The sequence below is a fragment of the Larsenimonas rhizosphaerae genome, from assembly GCF_023700005.1.
Taxonomy (GTDB): domain Bacteria; phylum Pseudomonadota; class Gammaproteobacteria; order Pseudomonadales; family Halomonadaceae; genus Larsenimonas; species Larsenimonas rhizosphaerae.
In genome coordinates this window covers 193950-211831 of the sequence record NZ_JAMLJK010000001.1, presented here as the reverse complement: position 1 = coordinate 211831, position 17882 = coordinate 193950, and the positions used below count along the sequence as shown (strand labels likewise).

Sequence of the window (17882 nt, the reverse complement as noted above, 5' to 3'; positions counted from 1 at the left end):
ACCACGCAACCCCCTGAAAAATAACGGCTTCCCTTGAGATGGCACTTCGTATGCTTTGAAAGGATGACTCGGGCCAACGGCGGTCCGATCGGTTGTCTAACGGCAACCCTGTCATCTTTCATTGCAGGCCGGCCCCACCCGGACCCGCAGAGGACAACGGCGTCCATCCTGTTTCGTGCCCCCGCGAAACGAGATGGACGCCGTTTTCGTTTTGGCGCGACGCCATTCAGGTGCCGTCGTTACCCACGGAGCACGAGTCATGAACATCCGACACAAAGCCAACAAGATCCGCCTGTTCACGCTATCAACGCCGCAGATGCGCGCATTTCACATGTCCTGGTTCGCCTTTCACGTCTGCTTTTTCGGCTGGTTCGGCATTGCGCCGCTGATGGCGGTCGTGCGAGACGACCTGGGCCTGACCAAGACCCAGATCGGCAACACCATTATTGCCTCGGTCGCCATCACTATTGTGGTTCGGCTGGTCATCGGGCTGCTGTGCGACCGCATCGGACCGCGCAAGGCCTATACCTGGCTTTTGTGCCTTGGCTCCCTGCCGGTCATGCTGATCGGGCTGGCCGACAGTTTTGAAACCTTTCTGATGGCACGGCTGGCGATCGGCGCCATTGGCGCCTCGTTCGTGATTACCCAGTACCATTCCACCATGATGTTTGCCCCCAACGTGGTGGGTACTGCCAACGCCACCACTGCCGGATGGGGCAACCTGGGTGGCGGGACAACCCAGATACTGATGCCGCTGGTGTTTTCGGGCATCCTGATGCTTGGCGTCAATGAAGCCCTGGGCTGGCGGCTGGCCATGGTTGTGCCCGGCATCGTGCTGTTTCTGACCGGCGTTGCCTATTACCGCTTCACACAGGACGCCCCGGATGGCAACTTCAGTGACCTTCGTGCCCGTGGCGAGCTGCCACCGGCCACGAAGGAACACGGCGCCCTGCAAAGCTTCCTGTCAGCGGCGAAGGACATTCGGGTCTGGGCCCTGTTTATCGTCTACGCGGCCTGCTTTGGCGTCGAGCTGACCATCAACAACATCGCCGCCATCTACTTTTTCGACACATTTTCGCTGAGTCTGGCCACCGCCGGGCTGATTGCCGGTCTGTTCGGCATGATGAACCTGTTTGCCCGTACCCTGGGCGGCGTATTTTCCGACCTGTTTGCTCGCCGGGGCGGGCTCAAGGGACGGGTTCGCTGGCTGTTCGTGGCCATGCTGTGTGAAGGCATCGCCCTGATCGGCTTTGCCCAGATGCAGACGCTGGCCGTGGCTATCGGCATCATGCTGGTCTTCAGTCTCTTTGTGCAGATGGCGGAAGGGGCCACGTTCGGCGTGGTGCCCTTTATCAATAAAAAGGCCCTGGGCGCCGTGGCCGGCATCGTGGGCGCGGGAGGCAATGCAGGCGCCGTTGCAGCAGGCTTTCTGTTTCGCAGCGAATCGCTGAGTTACCAGCAGGGGCTGTTTTACCTCGGTGTGGCCGTGGTACTGGCATCGCTGTGCACCCTTGCCGTCCGCTTCACTCCCGCCACCGAAGCCGAAGAAGGCCTGGCCTATGAGCAGGCCAGTGGTGAGCGGGGGGATTCCGCCCAACCTGCGGTAGCGCGCTGACGCCACTGCTTCTGTCATCCCGGCGCTGCCGGGGTACTGACACGAAAACGCCGTCATGGTCATGACGGCGTTTTTTAATGACGCGTATTACACCTGCTCCACGATCAGCCAGACAAGGTGGTCTGTAGCGATTTTTCGGTGGTCATGGATATGGCCTGCTGCATCGAGACCACACTGCCCACGACAATCAGACAGGGCGACGGCAGCGGCGCGTGCGCCAGCACATCCGGCATGTCGCGCAGCGTACTGACGCGCACCTGCTGGCTCGGCAGGGAGGCATGGGCAATCAGCATCATCGGCCAGTCGGCAGGCAACCCTGCCTGCATCAGGCCCTGGCTTATTTCGCCCACCCGGCCCAGCCCCATGTAAAACACAAGCGTTTCATCGCGCCGTGCAAGGCCCTGCCAGTCAGGCCCGTGCCCGGCGCGGTACTGCTGCGCGGTGATAAAGCGAAGGCCCTGAGCATGGGCGCGGTCCGTCAGTGGCATGCCAAGCGCAGCGGCGGCGCCGGAGGCGGCGGTAATGCCGGGCACGATCTCGGCGTCGATCCCAACCTCGGCCAGCGCAGAAAGCTCCTCTCCCATTCGGCCAAATACCGCCGGATCACCCCCCTTGAGCCGCACCACGCGCTTGCCCTCACCGGCCAGCCGCACCAGCAGCGCGCCGATCTCCGCCTGAGGTACGCTGTGATGGCCACAGGCCTTGCCCACGTAATAGCGCTCACATCCCGGCGGGATGCGCGCCAGAATATCCGGGCCGACAAGCCGGTCATAGACCACCGCCTCGGCGGCGCTGATCCGATCAAGTGCCCGAATCGTCAGCAGATCCAGCGCCCCGGGGCCTGCCCCGACCAGCGCGACCTGTCCCGACAGGGCGGCAGGCAACGCGGTGCGCGCAGGCGGCATCGCTGTGCGCCCGGCCAGACGTCCCTGAGCCATCTGGCTCAGCCGCGCCATCCAGCGGATGGGGTTTAATCGCGGAGCACGCAATGGGTTACAGGCGGACATGGTCACGCTCCTCTTCCAGAAGGGCTTTAAGTTCAGGTTGGCAGGAACCGCACTGTGTGCCGCAGGCCAGCCGGGCTCCCAGGGCCTCGACACTGTGATCGCCATCGCGGATGGCGGCCTGAATGGCATATTGCCCGACCTGATGACAACTGCAGATAATTGGTCCGTCATCACGGGCATCACTGTCATGACCAGCCAGAATGCGCCGGCGTACCGCCATGGAGATGCCTTCGGAGGATGCCTCGCCGAACAGCGCATCCAGCCACAGTGGTGACGGCAGCGTGTCAGGCGGGCCAACCATCAGCCACCAGTTCAGGCGGCCATCCTGCAGGCTGCTTGCCCGCAGCCGCCCACGGGCGTCGTCCACGCTCCACTGTGACAGGGGCCCGGGCAGGGTATCTTCAATCCAGGCCAGCCAGTCTCGTTCGGCCATGTCACTGTCTTCGGCCAGCTGCCAGCGCACGGCGTGGCACATCGGGATCCGAGCCCAGTACGCACAGTCGCGAACAGGCTGAAGGTCTTCGGCCAGTTCGGTTGTCACCATCAGCGTGGCTTCACGGCCATGGGTCAGCGGGCGCACATTAACCGCGCCATGCTTGGATTCCGGCTGGCCGGATATCGGGTCCACGTACGGGGCCAGCAGGGCATTGGCCCTGGCGCGGCCGCTGAATGCTTCGTTCCAGTGCATTGGCACAAATACCTCGCCGCGGCGCTGGGCACGAGCGATCCGTGCCCGGCCACGAAATCGTCCACAGATCCCGGTCAGCTCAACCAGCTGACGATCCTTGATGCCGTGTGCCTCGGCGTCCTGCGGGTGCAGGTCGACAAAGGGCTCGGCACGATGATTCATCAACCGGGCGGAACGCGCCGTGCGAGTCATGGTGTGCCACTGATCACGCACCCGTCCGGTATTGAGCCGCAGGGCATACGTAGCATTCAGAGCCTGCTGCGGGCCACACGGCCTCACCGGCATCAATCGGGCCCGCCCGCTCGGCGTGGGAAAGTGTCCGTCGGTAAACAGGCGCGCCGTGCCGGCCGGCGCCCGGGCATTGACCGGCCACTGTATCGGCGCCAGCGCGTCATACTCATCCCGCGTCAACGAGGCCAGACCGGAAATATCGAATACGCGCCAGCCCGCCGCGTCCGGGTCGTTATCCAGGCCTGAAAGCCGGGCATGCTCGGCAAAGATGGTGGCCGGATGGTCGTAGTCAAAGGCCTGGGCAAAGCCGAGCCGACGCGCCACCTCGGTCATGATCCACCAGTCGTGCCGGGCCTCGCCGGGCGGTTCGGTCAGCCCGCGCTGGCGTGAAATACAGCGCTCGGAGTTGGTGACGGTACCGTCCTTTTCCGACCAGCCGGTGGCCGGCAGGATGATGTCGGCCACATCCAGTACCTCGGCATTGGCCATGCAGTCCGACACGATGACCAGCGGACAGGCCGCCAGAATGCGCTTGACCCGGTCAGCGTCCGGGAGGCTGACCACCGGGTTGGTCGCCATGATCCATACCGCCTGTACCTCCCCCCGTTCGATGGCCTCGAAAAGCGCCACCGCCTTGAGGCCAGGCCCGTCCGGCAGCGTCGGCACCAGTGTGCCGGTCTGCCAGAAGCGCGTGACGCGCTCCAGGGCCTGCGGGGTGTGGTAATCCATGTGGGCCGCCAGCTGATTGGCCAGCCCGCCCACTTCACGGCCACCCATCGCATTGGGCTGTCCGGTGATCGAAAACGGCCCGGCACCGGGCAGGCCGATACGCCCCCCGGCCAGATGGCAGTTGATGATTGCCTGGCATTTATCGGTGCCGCTGCTGGACTGATTGATGCCCTGAGAGTACAGGGTCACGACATGCAGCTGGCTGGTAAACCAGTAATAGAAGGTTTCCAGCCGCTCCGGGTCGATATCGCAGTCGGCAGCGATGGCGTCAAGGGTGACATCCGCCTCGCAGGCGGCCGCCAGAGCCTCCTCAAGGCCCTCGGCATGACGGTCCAGATAGATCTGATCCATGCGCCCGGTGCGGTGCATGAAGGCCAGCAGACCGTTGAACAGCCGTGCGTCGCTGCCGGGGGCAATGCCCAGGTACAAATCGGCAATGTCGCAGCTGTCGGTCACCCGCGGATCAATCACCACAATGCGCATCAGCGGATTACGCGACCGGGCCGTCTTGAGCCGCTGATACAGCACCGGATGGTTCCAGGCAAGATTGGAGCCGACCAGCACGACCAGTTCTGCCTCCTCAAGATCGTCATAGCAGCAGGGTACGGCATCTGCCCCGAAGGCACGCTTGTAGGCGGCGACCGCCGAGGCCATGCACAGCCGTGAATTGGTATCCACATGCGGTGTACCAAGAAACCCCTTGAAAAGCTTGTTGGCCACATAGTAATCCTCGGTCAACAGCTGACCGGACAGGTACGCCGCCACGGCGTGATTGCCATGCGTGCTGCGGGTCGCGCTCAACCGGGCAGCGACCTGATCCAGCGCGTCATCCCAGCTGGTTATCGCACCATCTACACGCGGATGCAGCAGCCGACCTGAATGCTCCAGTGTTTCATGCAGCGCACTGCCCTTGACGCACAGCCGTCCCTGATTGGCGGGATGGGTCGTATCGCCGGCGACGGCCGTGATTCGGCCCTGTTCAAGCGTGGCGCTTACGCCACACCCCACCCCACAGTAGGGGCAGGTGGTCGCGGCCTGGCAGGGAGCGGCGTTGTGTACACTCGGCGGGTGTACGGCACGGGCATCGGACATTAAGCCTCCTTGAAAACGACAGAGGCCTGACGTCACGTTGCCGTGAGGTCAGGCCTCTTTGCCTGATGCCGGCAGATGCCGGCACAGTGATGTGCTGTCGGATGAAGCGGGAATACTGTCGGGCTGGAACCCCATTGTTCCGCACCGCGTACCAAATGAAGGCAATTATCACTCCTTGATGATCGTTTTCATTCAAAAACAGGCAGTTGCGCATGAATATCGAAAGACAAGGCGCCGCTTGACCCGCATCGGCATGGGATCATGGCTGGAAATGGTGCATATCGCGCAGCGAGTGCACCGAGCATGATCATTTCAGCAGCCCCCCCGCCAACCCGACAATAGCCCGGACCATCCAACTGCTTGAATTGAAAAATATTCCCCGCACATGGCACACCTTTCGCCTTGTCAGACTCATGACCGGCCAACGACGGCCGCAGCACATGACATCGTTATTCCTTCAGGCAAAGGCGCCTGATGCCACGAAGCTTCGGCCTGGTGGCATCAGGCGCCTTTTTCGTGGTGGTAGTGCGCAACGCGCCACCACCCAAGGAGATCAGCATGACAGATACGACAGGCTACTCCCCGCCCCATAAACACCTGGTAGTGGTCGGCAATGGCATGGCCGGGCACCGACTTGTCACCGCCCTGATGGCCCGGCCCGACCGACCGCCCCGCATTACCGTGATCGGTGAAGAAGCCACTACCGCCTACAACCGCATTCTGCTGTCGCCCTGGCTGGCCGGCGAGATTGACCGTGACAGCCTCGACTTGCCCGCTCCGGCGACGCATGGCCTGCACTGGCATCTGGGTGAGCAGGTAACCGGCATTGATCGCACTGCCCGCACCCTGTGGACCGATCAGGGTACGCGCCTTGACTATGATCGCCTCGTGCTGGCCACCGGCGCCCGCCCCACCCTGCCGGACATTCCAGGCATTGGCCTTGGCAATATTGGCGGGTTCCGCACGCTGGAAGACAGCCACTGGCTGATGCAGCGCACCGCGGGGCAACGCGCCGTGGTGGTCGGTGGCGGGTTACTGGGGCTCGAGGCCGCCGAAGGGCTTCGAAAACGCGGGGTGGAAGTCACCCTGCTGCAGCGCAGCGACCGATTGATGAATCGCCAGCTCGACGTTGTGGCCGCCAGCTGGCTGAAGGATACCCTGACCCAACGCGGGCTTACGGTGGAAACCGGCGCGCAGCTGGCCCGGTGCGAAGGTAGCGCCGATGGCCAGGTATGCGCCGTGGTGCTGGCCGATGGGCGTCGTCTGGCCACCGACTGCGTCATCATCGCCGCCGGCATTACCCCCAACACCGAGCTGGGCCGACTTGCCGGGCTGAACGTGAACAAGGGCATCTGCGTCGATGGCCACCTCACCACCCGGGACCCGGCCATCCACGCTCTGGGCGAATGCGCCGAAGTGGCAGGCACCACCGTCGGACTGGTGGAGCCGATCTGGGAGCAGGTCGAGACCCTGGCCGACGTGCTCTGCGGGCACGCGACCCCGGCCCATGTCCCGATGCCCAGCGCCACGCGGCTCAAGGTGGCCGGCATTGATCTGTACAGCTTCGGCGCGGCCGACCCGGCCCCCGGTGTGGAATCGATGACCTACGCCGACCCGGGCAACGGCGATTACCGCCGCCTGCTGATTGCCGACGACCGCCTGGTGGGCGCCGTGCTGTACGGCGACACCACCGATGGCCCCGCCCTGTTTCGGCTGGCCCAGGCCGGCACCGCCCTGGGGGCGGCTCGAGAGACACTGATTTTCGGCGCAGCCGATGCCACCCACCCTCTGCAGGAGGTCGCATGACCACGTCCCATTCCCCTCGGCTGATCGTGATAGGCAACGGCATGGTCGGCCATTATTTTCTGGAACAGCTGGTTGAACGCGGCGCTCATGAGCGCTTTGCGATCACGGTGTTCGGCGAGGAGCGCCACCGGGCCTACGACCGTGTGCACCTCTCCGAGTACTTCAGTGGCCGGGACGCCGAGGGGCTGGCGCTCGGCGAAGCCGATTTCTGCGCGCGCCACGGCATCGAGCTGCGCCTGGGCGAGCACGTCAGTACCATTGATCGCAGCGCCAGGACCGTGACCACCGAACGCGGCGACCTCCCCTATGACCAGCTGGTGCTCGCCACCGGCTCCTACCCGTTCGTACCGCAGATTCCGACCGTGGACGACGGCACCGGCCACGCCGGGCTGGTCTACCGCACCCTTGACGACCTTGACCGCATCCGCGACGCCGCCGCGGGCGTGGCCGATAACACCCACCGGCGCGGCGTGGTAATCGGCGGCGGGCTTCTGGGTCTCGAGGCCGCCAACGCGCTGACCTCGCTCGGGCTTGAGGCGCATGTGGTCGAGTTCGCGCCCCGATTGATGCCCGTGCAGCTGGACGACGAAGGTGGCCGAGCGCTGAAACGCCAGATCGAGGCACTCGGCGTGCACGTGCACGTCGACCACGCCACCACCGAGATCACCCCGGGCGAGACCCACCGCTACCGGATGCATTTCAAGGACCATGAGCCGCTCGAGACCGATTTGATCGTATTTTCCGCCGGTATTCGCCCGCAGGACCGGCTGGCGCGTGAGTGCGGACTGACCCTCGGCGAGCGCGGCGGCGTGATGATCAACGATGCCTGTGTGACCTCCGATCCGTCGATCTACGCCATTGGCGAGTGCGCCCTGTGGAGCGGTCGTGTCTTCGGCCTGGTCGCGCCGGGCTACACCATGGCCCGCACCGCTGCCGACCAGCTGGTAGGGCTTGAAGGTGAACCGTTTGCAGGCGCCGACATGTCGACCAAGCTCAAGTTGCTGGGCGTGGATGTGGGCTCGATCGGCGACGCTCATGGCCATACCGAGGGCGCCATCAGCTACCGCTTCATTGATGAAGCCACTCATGGCTACCGGCGGCTGGTGGTCTCGGCTGACGGCAAGACCGCGCTCGGCGCCGTACTGGTCGGCGACAACAGCTACTACGACACCCTGCTGCAGTACGTGCAAAACGGCATTGCCCTGCCCGATGACCCCGCCAGCCTGATACTGCCCCACAGTAACGGCGCACCGACCCTCGGGGCCGATGCCCTGCCGGACACCGCCATGATCTGCTCCTGCCATAACGTCTCGAAGGGGGCAGTGTGCCAGGCCGTGGAGGCCGGCTGCAGCGACATGGCCACCCTCAAGGCCGATACAAAAGCCAGTACCGGATGTGGCGGCTGCACGGCGCTTTTGAAGCAGGTGTTCGAACATGAGCTGGAAAGCCGCGGCATCAGCGTCGACAAGAGTCTCTGTGAACACTTTGCCTATACCCGCCAGGAGCTTTACAGCCTGGTACGCGTCGAGGAACTGACCAGCTTCGAGGCGTTGCATGCACGGCACGGCACCGGGCAGCTGGGGTGTGACATCTGCAAGCCCGCCGTGGCCTCGATTCTGGCATCCTGCTGGAATGCCCCGATCATGGATGCCTCCCTGGTGCCACTGCAGGACACCAACGATACCTTCATGGCCAACATGCAGAAAAACGGCACCTACTCGGTAGTGCCGCGCATTCCCGGCGGTGAAATCACCCCCGACAAGTTGATCGCCATGGGGGCAGTAGCGAAGAAATATGACCTCTATACCAAGATCACCGGCGGCCAGCGCATCGACCTGTTCGGGGCCGAGCTGCAGGATTTGCCCGAGATCTGGCGTGAGCTGATTGATGCCGGCTTCGAGACCGGCCACGCCTACGGCAAATCCACTCGTACGGTAAAATCCTGTGTCGGTAATACCTGGTGCCGCTACGGCGTGCAGGACAGCGTTGCCATGGCCCTGACGATTGAAAACCGCTACAAGGGACTACGCTCGCCGCACAAGCTCAAGTTTGCGGTATCCGGCTGTACCCGCGAGTGCGCCGAAGCCCAGAGCAAGGATGTCGGCGTGATCGCCACCGAGCACGGCTGGAACCTGTACGTCTGCGGGAATGGCGGCATGCGCCCTCGCCACGCCGAGCTGTTCGCCACCGACCTGGACGACGCCACCCTGCTCAAGCTGATTGACCGCCTGCTGATGTTCTATATCCGCACGGCTGACCGCCTTCAGCGCACCTCGGTCTGGCGGGAAAGCCTGGAGGGCGGGCTCGACTACCTGAAGGACGTCATCATCCATGACAGCCTCGGGCTGGGAGACACCCTGGAAGCCCAGATGCAGCACGTGGTCGATCAGTACGAATGCGAGTGGGTCAATGCCCTCAAGGACCCGGAAAAGCTCAAGCGTTTCCGCACCTTCGTCAACGATTCGCGCCGCGACCCCGACATCATCGCCGTTTCCGAACGTGACCAGCCGCGCCCGGCGCGACCTGACGAGATCAAGGCCCTGGCCGTGGAGATATCCTCATGAGTACATCCTGCGCTGCACCTCACACCACCGACGCAGTATACCTGTGCCACCGTCGGGATCTGGTGGCCGGTTCCGGCGTGGTGGCCTGGTACAATGGCCATCAGATCGCGCTGTTCCATCTGCCGGCTCGCCCCGGCGAGGCCGACGTGACTGATCCTCACGAGAACGCCACTGACCGGGGCGAGGCGCTCTACGCGCTGGATAACCACGACCCGTTTTCCGGCGCCAACGTGATCGGCCGCGGCATCATCGGCCATGTGAACGGCGAGGCAGTGGTGGCCTCCCCCATTTACAAACAGCACTTCCGGCTCCGCGATGGCGTCTGCCTGGAAGACCCCGAGAAGCGCCTGACCACCTGGCCTGTTTGCCTACGCGGTGACGATGTGCTGCTGGAATAACCCGCACCGAGCCTCTGCCCGCTTACTACGCCCGGCCTGCCGGGCGTTTTGCCGTTCGGCCACGGCGCCTGATCGACAGACTCGCTACTGCCCGATTCCGCCGTTGGCATATGAAGAGCCTCGCTCTTGCTCTTGAATTGTTATGTTATAACATATAAGTTACTGCCGATCACGGCGCCGTCAGGCGTCACTCTTACTGTGGCCCCACGTCAACGGGCCCCGGAATCACCAGGAGCCATATCCGATGTCCGAGTTCACTCCCCTGCCGGTTACCGTGCTGTCGGGCTTTCTAGGCGCCGGTAAAACCACGCTGCTAAATCATATTCTGGCCAACCGGGAGGGCCGCCGCGTTGCAGTGATCATCAATGACATGAGCGAGATCAACATCGATGCGGCGCTGGTGCGCGGCCACGATACCGGCACCGAGGTAGCCCGCGCCGAGGAGCGGCTGGTCGAGATGAGCAACGGCTGCATCTGCTGCACCCTGCGCGAAGATCTGTTGATCGAGGTGAACCGGCTGGCCCGGGAAGGCCGCTTCGATCACCTGGTCATCGAATCCACCGGCATCTCCGAGCCTCTACCGGTGGCGGAAACCTTCACCTTCGAGGATGACCAGGGCCGACGCCTGTCGGACGTGGCCCGGCTTGATACCCTGGTGACGGTAGTGGATGGCGTGAACTTCATGCGTCAGTACCTGGAGGCCCAGGCCCTGGCGGAAACCGGCGAAACCGCCGGTGAGGACGATGATCGCAACGTGGCCGACCTGCTGGTCGATCAGATCGAGTTCTGCGACGTGCTGTTGATCAGCAAGAGCGACTTGATCAGTGATGCCCAGCGAGCCGAACTGGAAGCAGTACTTGCCCGACTGAACCCGGCGGCTGACCTGCTGACGATGCGGAACGGCGTAGTCCCTCTGGACAAGGTGCTGAATACCGGCCGCTTCGATTTCGAGCGCGCCAGCGCCGCCCCCGGCTGGCTGAAGGAGATGCGCGGCGAGCACGTGCCGGAAACCGAGGAATACGGCATTTCAAGCTTCGGCTACCTCGCCCGCCGCCCCTTTGACCCGACAAGACTGCATGAGCTGCTGCACGCCGACTGGTTCGGTGAGGGGCTGCTGCGCTCGAAGGGCTTTTTCTGGCTGGCCAGCCGCCCTCGCTACGCCGCGCAGTGGAGCCAGGCCGGGGGCATCGCCCGGTACGGCTTTGCCGGGCTGTTCTGGAAGGCCGTGCCCGAAAGCGACTGGCCCGCCGACCCCGAGTGGCGAGACGCCATTCTGGACAAGTGGGAGGAGCCCTTCGGCGACATGCGTCAGGAACTGGTATTCATCGGCCAGAACATGAACGAAGCGCGCATGCGCCAGGCACTTGATGCCTGCCTGCTCGATGACGATGCACTGCTTCAGGGATTTGAATACTGGAAAACCCTCCCCGACCCTTTCGAGGCCTGGCATGACTGATCTCGCTTCCCCGAACGCCTCAGCCCTCGACGCCCGCGATGGACTGTCTGATGTGACACGCGGGCCTTCCCGACTGACCGGCGCACTGAGCCGTGTCGGCATGGCCGGCATCGAGCTGCCCCTGCTGCTTGATGACACCGCCTTCGATGTGCGCGTTGATGCAGGTGTCAGCCTGGATGACGAACATGCCCGCGGCATTCACATGTCCAGGCTCTACCTGGGGCTCGACGCCCTCACCCGGCGGCCGCTGACGCTGGCCCGACTTGACGAGACGCTTGCCGGATTTCTTGAAAGCCATGACGGGCTGTCGGACACCGCCTACCTTGACCTCACCGGCACCCCGCTACTGAGGCGGCCGGCCCTGATCAGCGATCACAGCGGCTGGAAGGGCTACCCGCTCACGCTCAGGACGAGGCGCTCACCCAGGGGCTTCGAAGCCCAGCTCGAGCTCGACATCGGGTATTCATCGACCTGCCCCTGCTCGGCGGCGCTGGCGCGCCAGCTCATCCAGCGTCACTTCGACGAAAGATTCAGCGACGCGTCCGGCCTGACACCTGAGGCAGTGCGGAACTGGCTCGGCAGTGAAGACGGCATCATTGCCACGCCGCACAGCCAGCGAAGCCGCGCCCATCTGCGGCTTCGCCTTGATCCAGGGCACGCCCGCCTGCCCTGGCAGGATGTCATCGAGCGCAGCGAAGCCGCCCTTGGCACGGCGCTTCAAACGGCCGTCAAGCGTGTGGATGAGCAGGCCTTCGCCCTGGCCAACGGCCAGAACCTGATGTTTTGCGAAGACGCCGCCCGACGGCTGCACGATACCCTGACAACCCAGCCCGGCGTTATCGGCTTCAGGCTGGACATCACCCACATGGAAAGCCTGCATGCCCACGACGCCGTGGCAACCGCCCAGTGGCACTGGCCCGGCTCGCTCTAGCCCCCGACCCGGAGCGTAAAAGCGTGCTATCTTGCGGCGACCGGCAACTGTCGGTCGCCGCTTTTTATCGAGGCTCGTCCCATGTCATCACCGTCCCCGTACTCGCGCCGCATTGCCGCCCTCTACGCCCTGTTTCTATTGCCGGGCACGCTTGCCGCGACCTGGATCACCCGCACGCCGGACATCCGCGACCGCCTCGATGCCGCCACCGACGAAATGGGGCTGGTGCTGTTCGGCCTTGCCGTCGGCGCGATGATGGGCGTATTGAGCGCCGGCCTCTGGGTGCGCCGGTTCGGCACCCGCAGCGGACAGTCGCTGGTCGCCGCCGCCGGGCTGGCGCTCTTTGGTGCGGGAATGGGGCTTGCCGAGGTTGCGATCAACATCGAAGGCGCGGCGGTGGAACGGCTGAGCGGTCGGGCGCTGATGCAGACGCTGCACGGCTGCTTCAGCCTTGGCACCGTGCTCGGGGCGCTGGTCGGCATCGCGTTCACGGCCTGGCGGGTACCGACCGAATATCACCTGATGGGGCTGACGCTTGTAACCCTGCCGGCGTTCTGGTGGGCCATTCGCGGCCTGCCCCTTGATACCGGCAAACGAGCGCAACCCACTGCCGTCAGGGCCGATATGCCTGACACCGATACCGCACCGCCGGTCTCGGTCTGGAAGACCCCGCGGGTGTTGATGCTTGGCACCATCGTGCTGGCGGTAGCACTCTCGGAGGGGGCCGCCAACGACTGGCTGCCGCTGCTGCTGGTGGATGTGCACGGCGTTTCTCCCGCGCTCGGCTCACTCGGGTTCATGCTGTTTGCACTGACCATGACGCTTGGGCGATTTTCCGGCAACGCCCTCATGCGCTGGCTGCCCCGACACACGCTCTTTCGGCTCTGTATCATTCTGGCGCTTGTCGGTGTGGCGCTTATCACCCTGACCGAGCACAGCGGCGTCGCCATCGCCGCCGTGGTGCTGTGGGGCATCGGCACCTCGGTCGGCTTTCCGCTCAGCATGTCCGCCGCCGGTGAAGGCGACAACGGCGACGCCCAGGTCGCCGCCACCGCTATCATGGGCTATATCGCCTTTCTTGCCGGGCCGCCGATGCTTGGGTTCATCGGCGAGCACGCCGGGCTCGACCGTGCCCTGATGGTAGTGCTTGCCGTACTGGCGCTCGGGCTGGCGGTCTCGAGCGCGGTGCGCCGCCCCGAGAAAACTCCCATGCCCGCCGCATCCCACAATGGGTAATGGGCCCGCCCCGGCGGCGCCGGTATAGTGACTCATTGCCCAGGTGCAGGAGACTACCCATGGCGTCTCACCCGGTTACCGTGGCCCGATTCAGTTACCCCTATGAAGCGTACCTGTTCAAGGGGCTGCTCGAATCACGTCACCTGACGGCGTTCATCGCCGATGAACACCTGATCACGATGCAGTGGATGTGGGAAACGGCGCTGGGCGGCATCAAGGTGCAGGTCGCAGCGGAGGATTTGGAGCTTGCCCGCGCGGTGCTCGCCGATTATGAGGCCGACCGGCTGGTGGCAGAAGTGGATACCGCCCCAGCGGACGTACCGACAGATGAGCAGAACAGTAGCGAGGCCCGCCCTGGCCGAGGCTGGCGAGCGCTGGCGGTGGCGTGCTGGGCCAGCACCGGGGTGGTATTCCCCCTGCCCGGCACGCACCGCCACCGTGAGTCCGATGAGTGATTCGTACCCCTGAAGCATTCAGACTGGATCGATGGTCAGTACCAGCCGCATCTCGCCCGGTGACACTCCCGGGCTTCGGTGTACCAGCGCCCGGTCTTCGCTCCCCACCCAGCCGGTGCCCTTCATCAATGCCACATCTCCCGCGCTCAGGGTATCGAGCGCCTCCGGCACCCGCAGGATGTCGGGTTTGCTGGCCGATGGTGCCCCCAGGCCAGCTCGATTGACCGCGTCATCCGGCAGCCACTCGCTGCCCGGGCCAAGATAGGTACTTACCAGCCGCACCGGCAGCCGATCGCAGTGAAAGCGCGGGCACATCGCCTCATCAAGGCGCCGAAGACGCACCCCGACCTCCTCGGTCTCGAACAGATACGCCATCGCCTGCGCCAGCGTCACCACATCCTCGATCAGCGCCGCACTGGCCTCCGGCGCGTGCAGTGCCTTGCGTAAATCATCCCCAAGCGCCTCACCCTCCGGGTTACCCCGCCACGAAAACGACAGCGGAAAGCGCGCCTCACGCTGGGCGCGAGCTCCCTCGACCACCTCGGGCGAGAGCGTGCGCTGCATCACGGCCAGCGTGATTTCGGGATCGAAAATGCGCGGCAGCACCGAGACCTCCCGGTCGATGGCCCAGTGGGTGTGTTCAGCAAGCGGTGTGGCGAGTGCGGCGGTCATGATCGGCTCCCTCAATGGCTTTATTGTTATGATATAACATATTTTTAGACAGAAAAAATACTTCCTCTTGAGCGGGGTAGTTGGTAGTTCTTGGGAGAGAAAAAGGATGAATGACCACGCGGTAGTAAAGCGCAGCCCGATGTTCGCGGAATGTTTATACCAATCGATGACGGGCATACGGCGAGGCAGTAGTTGGGTTGCCGGCTGGGGGAGGCGTCAGATCAGCAGGTTATTTGCATGCAACACTTTACCTATGGAACGCTTAGCTCATTCCGCCTAACGGTGCTCATTACAGTAGACAAGACTCGAGTCATTCATTGTATTTTTGAGTGAAAGGAGTGCCGTTGAAAGTGTGAGTGCAGCATTTGCAAAGAGGCCCCAGTGTATTTTCATCAATATCAGGGTTAACTATCCGTAGAATTCTTTTCTCGTCTACGTAAAGGCCACTGAAGTATGAGCTTTCACCAACGCGAATTACCTCTTCGGCTGATTCGTAATCCATGGCAACCAGCCAATTAATAGGGTCTTTTTTATCCAACCGAGAGACCGCTTCACTATGAACCTCACTCCATGGACAACCAACTTTGGCCAACAAAAACTTGAAAAGCGGCGTGTAATCAAGCCCACGCTGGATGCCTTTGCGCATTCCAAGGGCAGATTTCCTACGTCGTGTGTTTCTGAAATCATCTCCATGGAGATGATGAACGCCATGCGTCCTAGTATTTACCTTTCGGTACAGAAGCTTTTTTTTTCTCATATTCAACCATTATTAATGGTATAACGCTGAGTCTCTACGGCATAAATATAAAATAATGCAGAACTCGAATTCAAACAGCAAACTTCAAGTAACTGGCTATTCGCGAAGCCAATTGCCCTTATCATCCACCTTGACTATTACTTTTCTTTTAGTGCCTGGAAAGTTGTTCGAGTCGTTATCAGCGTGAGACAGTGCTTCCAATACAATAGAGTCTTTAGTATTTCCTACAACCTTTAAATTGCCAGAAGGGCCGTTGATCAGCACATACCGCATGGCGCAGCCACGTGGTACCAAATCCTAACGTCCAACTCCCTATTATCGGCAATCGCTTAAATAGTTTAAGAGTATTTTGAATAATTCTTATGTGCTGTGTTTACCTATGCTGACAAAGACAGGCCAACGGATCTCTCCAGTCGGATACGGCTCGTCTCTCTTATGTTACCCAACACAAAAACGCCCACTCGAAAGTGGGCGTTGTGCATAACTTAGATACTGCGCTAATCAGCTTACAGCCTTCGCTGCCCGCCAGGCATGCAGCTTCTGATAGCTGGTAATCAGCCGTTGGTGCCGGTCGATGCCGTCGAGGTCCATATTGGTTTCGGTAAGGCCATGGAAGCGTACGTCGCCGTTGATGGCGCCGACGTCAGCGTTGATTTTTTCCTCGCCGAACATGTGCACGAGGTTTCGGTAGCAGGCATCGATGATGTGCATTCAATGTCCCACAGAGTGCCTGGGGGGAGTGGAAAGACGATCGGCAGACGCGTGCGGGCGAATGCGCAGCAGCAGCGCGTAGCTCAGAGCAGCCACCAGCACGCCGACCAGCGGCGGCAGCAACGGTGAAAAAAAGGCGGCGGCGGCGCCCATGGCGTAGGCACCAAGGCCTCGGCGGTCGAAGTCGGGAAGTGAGGCATCGGCCAGGGCCGGGTAACGGCCCTTATGCTTGAGCCAGAAATCCGCCATGATCACCCCGCCCATCGGCGGAATGAAGGTGCCGAGCAGGACCAGAAACGGAATCAGATAGTTGTACATGCCCCCCACCGCCAGCACGGTGCCGATGGCAGCCCCCGCCACGGTAACGGTGCGACGCCGGTCGGTACGGATCAAATTGCATCCGGCCACGGCAAAGTTGTAGATGGTGTTGTCCTGGGTAGTCCAGATGTTCAGGAAAAGCATCAGGACCGCAATGGAGACAAACCCCTGGGCGATCAACACATCAACGATGTCCGCCTGCTGATAGATCATGGCCCCCAGCGCGCCGGTCAATACCATCAGGCCGTTGCCCACCAGAAAGGCCAACAGTGTGGCAATTACCGCAATGCGCGGGCGTTTGGCAAAACGGCTCCAATTGGTAGCCTGGGTACCGCCACTGATGAAGGTACCGATGATTACCGTAACGGCGGCGGCCACATTCATGCTCTCGCTCGGCGTTTGCCGGACAAGGCCCTCAAGGCCCCCCACATCAACCAGCTCCATGGCCAGGCTCAGCACAATGAAGAGCATCATCACCGGCACTGCCAGGCGCGAAAGCCAATCCATGCCCCGGTAACCAATCATCGCGGTGATGCAGAAGCCGAACCCGAAAAGCACCATCAGGGGGATTTCCATCCACGCCTGCATCCCCGTGGTGCGTACCAGCACTACGGCGATGGTCGCGGTCCCCCAGGCGTACCAGCCAATCTGGGTAAACCCCAGAATGAAATCCGAGAGCTTGCTGCCCTTTTCACCGAAGCAGAAACGGCCCATGAGCACCGCGTTCAGCCCGCTTTTACAGGCGATATAGCCAAGCGCCGCGGCGTAGATGCCCAGCAGCAGGTTTCCCAGCAACACGACCCACAGAAGCTGGTCGATCGGAAACGCCTGGCCCAGCGAACCACCGGCCCACATGGTCGCGGTAAAAAAGGTGAAACCCAACAGCACTACAGACGTGGACAACAGCCCCTTCCGCGCGCTGGCTGGTACCTCACTGAGGGGATAGTCGGAATGTTGCATGCTCGAAGCCTCGTTAGCCGTTATTTAGCTATCAACACATCAAGCAATAAGCAATAAGCAGGCCAATTGCGCAGTTCTGATAGACGCTGCTACCTGAGCGCAAGCACAACCGCAGGCGTGGAAGCCTGCAGGGGCATGGCCGGCCAGATGTATTTCCGGCCGGCCACGAGGTGGCCCGGGGCTCACCTGTTCTCGAAAACCTCACGCCGGGACATACGGCGTCAATGACTCATCCCATTGATACGCCCCTGCCGCC

14 protein-coding genes are annotated in these 17882 nt (G+C 62.5%); 8 read left to right on the top strand and 6 right to left on the bottom strand.

Annotation, left to right across the window (positions count from 1 at the left end):
* Positions 1-259: 259 nt before the first annotated feature.
* A complete protein-coding gene (locus NAT21_RS00955) occupies positions 260-1615 on the top strand; it encodes an MFS transporter (RefSeq protein WP_250934973.1) in 1356 nt (451 codons plus the stop codon).
* Between the two features lie 104 nt (positions 1616-1719).
* Here NAT21_RS00955 and cobA read toward each other — a convergent pair whose 3' ends face one another.
* Together cobA and NAT21_RS00945 are read right to left on the bottom strand one after the other, a co-directional pair.
* Positions 1720-2622 carry a uroporphyrinogen-III C-methyltransferase gene (cobA, locus tag NAT21_RS00950; protein WP_434084384.1) on the bottom strand — a complete coding sequence of 301 codons (903 nt, stop codon included), beginning with the start codon at positions 2620-2622 and terminating at the stop codon, positions 1720-1722.
* On the bottom strand, positions 2609-5362 hold the full coding sequence (locus NAT21_RS00945) for a nitrate reductase (protein ID WP_250934971.1): 2754 nt from the start codon (positions 5360-5362) through the stop codon (positions 2609-2611). The genes cobA and NAT21_RS00945 overlap by 14 nt, the downstream gene beginning before the upstream one ends.
* A 558-nt stretch (positions 5363-5920) precedes the next feature.
* On the opposite strand from NAT21_RS00945, the gene NAT21_RS00940 reads away from it, so the two are divergent.
* The 7 genes from NAT21_RS00940 (at position 5921) to NAT21_RS00910 (ending at position 14208) form a co-directional block, all read left to right on the top strand.
* Positions 5921-7168, top strand: a complete 1248-nt coding sequence (locus NAT21_RS00940) for an NAD(P)/FAD-dependent oxidoreductase (protein ID WP_250934968.1) — start codon at positions 5921-5923, stop codon at positions 7166-7168.
* Entirely contained in the window at positions 7165-9732 is a 2568-nt protein-coding gene (gene nirB / locus NAT21_RS00935; RefSeq protein WP_250934966.1) for a nitrite reductase large subunit NirB, read from the top strand. The genes NAT21_RS00940 and nirB overlap by 4 nt, the downstream gene beginning before the upstream one ends.
* Positions 9729-10130, top strand: a complete 402-nt coding sequence (locus NAT21_RS00930) for a nitrite reductase small subunit NirD (protein ID WP_250934964.1) — start codon at positions 9729-9731, stop codon at positions 10128-10130. Before nirB ends, NAT21_RS00930 begins: the two co-directional genes overlap by 4 nt.
* A gap of 244 nt (positions 10131-10374) precedes the next feature.
* Positions 10375-11586 (top strand): zinc metallochaperone GTPase ZigA, encoded by a 1212-nt coding sequence (zigA, locus tag NAT21_RS00925; protein WP_250934962.1) that lies wholly within the window; start codon positions 10375-10377, stop codon positions 11584-11586.
* Positions 11579-12517, top strand: coding sequence for a GTP cyclohydrolase FolE2 (gene folE2 / locus NAT21_RS00920; protein ID WP_250934961.1), 939 nt, complete (start codon positions 11579-11581; stop codon positions 12515-12517). The genes zigA and folE2 overlap by 8 nt, the downstream gene beginning before the upstream one ends.
* Before the next feature lie 81 nt (positions 12518-12598).
* Entirely contained in the window at positions 12599-13753 is a 1155-nt protein-coding gene (locus NAT21_RS00915) for an MFS transporter (protein WP_250934960.1), read from the top strand.
* A gap of 59 nt (positions 13754-13812) precedes the next feature.
* Positions 13813-14208 carry a putative signal transducing protein gene (locus NAT21_RS00910; protein ID WP_250934959.1) on the top strand — a complete coding sequence of 132 codons (396 nt, stop codon included), beginning with the start codon at positions 13813-13815 and terminating at the stop codon, positions 14206-14208.
* A gap of 18 nt (positions 14209-14226) precedes the next feature.
* On the opposite strand, the gene NAT21_RS00905 is transcribed toward NAT21_RS00910, so the two are convergent.
* The 4 genes from NAT21_RS00905 to codB all read right to left on the bottom strand — a co-directional run bounded on the left by NAT21_RS00905 (position 14227) and on the right by codB (position 17626).
* Positions 14227-14880, bottom strand: a complete 654-nt coding sequence (locus NAT21_RS00905; protein ID WP_250934958.1) for a DUF1826 domain-containing protein — start codon at positions 14878-14880, stop codon at positions 14227-14229.
* Positions 14881-15190: 310 nt separating this feature from the next.
* Positions 15191-15526: a hypothetical protein gene (locus tag NAT21_RS00900; RefSeq protein ID WP_250934957.1), complete on the bottom strand. Its 336-nt coding sequence runs from the start codon at positions 15524-15526 to the stop codon at positions 15191-15193.
* A 612-nt stretch (positions 15527-16138) separates the two neighbouring features.
* Positions 16139-16348 (bottom strand): hypothetical protein, encoded by a 210-nt coding sequence (locus NAT21_RS00895; RefSeq protein ID WP_250934956.1) that lies wholly within the window; start codon positions 16346-16348, stop codon positions 16139-16141.
* On the bottom strand, positions 16349-17626 hold the full coding sequence (gene codB / locus NAT21_RS00890) for a cytosine permease (RefSeq protein ID WP_250934955.1): 1278 nt from the start codon (positions 17624-17626) through the stop codon (positions 16349-16351). It lies immediately after the preceding gene.
* Positions 17627-17882 lie beyond the last annotated feature (256 nt).